This is a genomic window from Spiroplasma endosymbiont of Megaselia nigra (assembly GCF_003987485.1).
In the GTDB taxonomy this organism is placed as follows: domain Bacteria; phylum Bacillota_I; class Bacilli_A; order Mycoplasmatales; family Mycoplasmataceae; genus Spiroplasma.
The window spans coordinates 1-1,895 of the sequence record NZ_RCOO01000206.1; the positions used below are offsets into that span (position 1 = coordinate 1).

3 protein-coding genes are annotated in these 1,895 nt (G+C 22.8%); all 3 read right to left on the bottom strand.

What is annotated here, in order from left to right; genetic code table 4:
* Positions 1 to 20 precede the first annotated feature (20 nt).
* Positions 21 to 596 carry a hypothetical protein gene (locus tag D9R21_RS06120; protein ID WP_126821500.1) on the bottom strand — a complete coding sequence of 192 codons (576 nt, stop codon included), beginning with the start codon at positions 594 to 596 and terminating at the stop codon, positions 21 to 23.
* 107 nt (positions 597 to 703) lie between these two features.
* Positions 704 to 997, bottom strand: a complete 294-nt coding sequence (locus D9R21_RS06125) for a hypothetical protein (RefSeq protein WP_126821501.1) — start codon at positions 995 to 997, stop codon at positions 704 to 706.
* Positions 998 to 1,003: 6 nt separating this feature from the next.
* On the bottom strand, positions 1,004 to 1,895 hold an 892-nt coding region (locus D9R21_RS06130; protein WP_148108863.1), incomplete at its 5' end, for a hypothetical protein.

Sequence of the window (1,895 nt, forward strand, 5' to 3'; positions counted from 1 at the left end):
TAAATAACAAATTATTTAAATTATTTTCCATATAAAACACCTCTTAATTGATTACGATATTTATTTTTTAAATTACTTGGCTTATAACTATTAACTCTTACTTTTGCTTTCTTAATTTTTTTAATAGTTTGATTATTTTTGTAAAACATATTTTTAACTGGTGTTTTATATAAATTATTAATATTTTTAACATCACTTTTTCGCTCTCGATATCATTTTTTATTATTAATTTCACCAGCAAAATTAAAATTAAAATGTCCAATCTTTAAATTATTAATAAACTTTTTAATTTGATTTAATTTTTGAACTATTGGTAATGTTAATTTAGTAGTTCCTTTGGGATATTTTTCTTTTAATTCTTTTGGTAAATGTTTTTTAATATAATTTCTTAAATGGCTAGGTAATCATTTTCTTAATCAATAACGCCAAAATAAAGTGCCCGCATTAGATACAGCATTACTTAATAATTTTCAAATTTCAACTGGAACACTGGGATAAACATAAGGTCCATAAAACTTTGGATGTTTTGCTGTTTTTGTATATATTAAAATAGTTAAATTACCTGTTAAAGTTAACTTATTTGTAATATTAAACATACCACTATCAAGTCAACTACTATTTAAAGGTTGTCAATTAGTATTTAGATAATTTTCATTTTTAAATTGTTCTCTATTTTTAATATTATTATCTTTTTCTAATTGACTTAATATTTGTTGAATTTCTTTTTTATGACCTTTTTAATTAAATCTAAACAAGTAAATGGATTTAATCACTGATAAATATCTAAAACAGTATCTTTTACTTTTTCATATTTAGAATTTAATTTACGATAATTTTCATTTTTTTTAAATTTTTCATTAAAATAATTTAATGGATGATTTATATTTGTTTTAATTGTATTAACTCTATTAATTAAATTTACAAATTTACTTATTAAAGGTTTATTTTCTAAATTAGCTACTAATAAATTTAAAACTCGTAATATTAGTAAATTCATTGTTTATTAAGAATTTTTAATTTTAACATCAATCGGATTTGTTTGACCAGTAGCGTTGTTTTTACCTTCAATTTGAACTTCAACAGTTTTATCATTTGTAATAATATTAATTGGTCAATCTTCACCTTTACTTTCAATAAAGTAATCAAAATCAGTTTCTGTTAAAGAACTATCTACGTCTTTAACTGCTTTTAAAACAACATCTTTAAATTGTGGTTTTAATTGGTTAGCTGTTACTTGTGTTGGAGCATCAACATGAATAGTTGGTTTATCTATTTTAATAATTCCACTGATATTAATTTTACTGGGAGTTGATGATGAGAATACATAATCAACTGGCACTCTAAAAGTTTTATTTAGATTACTTTTAGCAGTATTAATTTCTTCTTGTGTAGGTGCTTTTTCTAAAATAATTTTACATGTTTTAGGATATAAAATTGTTGGAGTAGCATATTGAACTTTACCGATTCATTTCGGGTTAGCAGTATCATTATCTAAAACTTGTTGAATAGTATCCATATTAATTGGATATGCTCATACTTGTTTATTAATAATTAAACCATTTACATTAGTAAAATTATAACCTTTATCTCGGTTAACTTGTCCTTTTGTATATGTTTTTTCTAAATGAAAACTTTTTGATACTGGAATACCCATTGCTGTATTTTCATATAATTCACCATTAACCATTGCTTTTAATTGAGCTTGTGAACCAATTACTTTTAAATAAGCAGGTGTTAATCCTAAATATGCTCTTCGTCCTAAAACCATAAACATTTTATCGGTTGGCAAACCAAAATATAAATTACTAATTTGATTTGTTAATTCAATCAAAGTTTCATTTAATGTAAAGAATGCTTTATTTGCATCATCAGCATTTTCAGCTGTATAACTACGA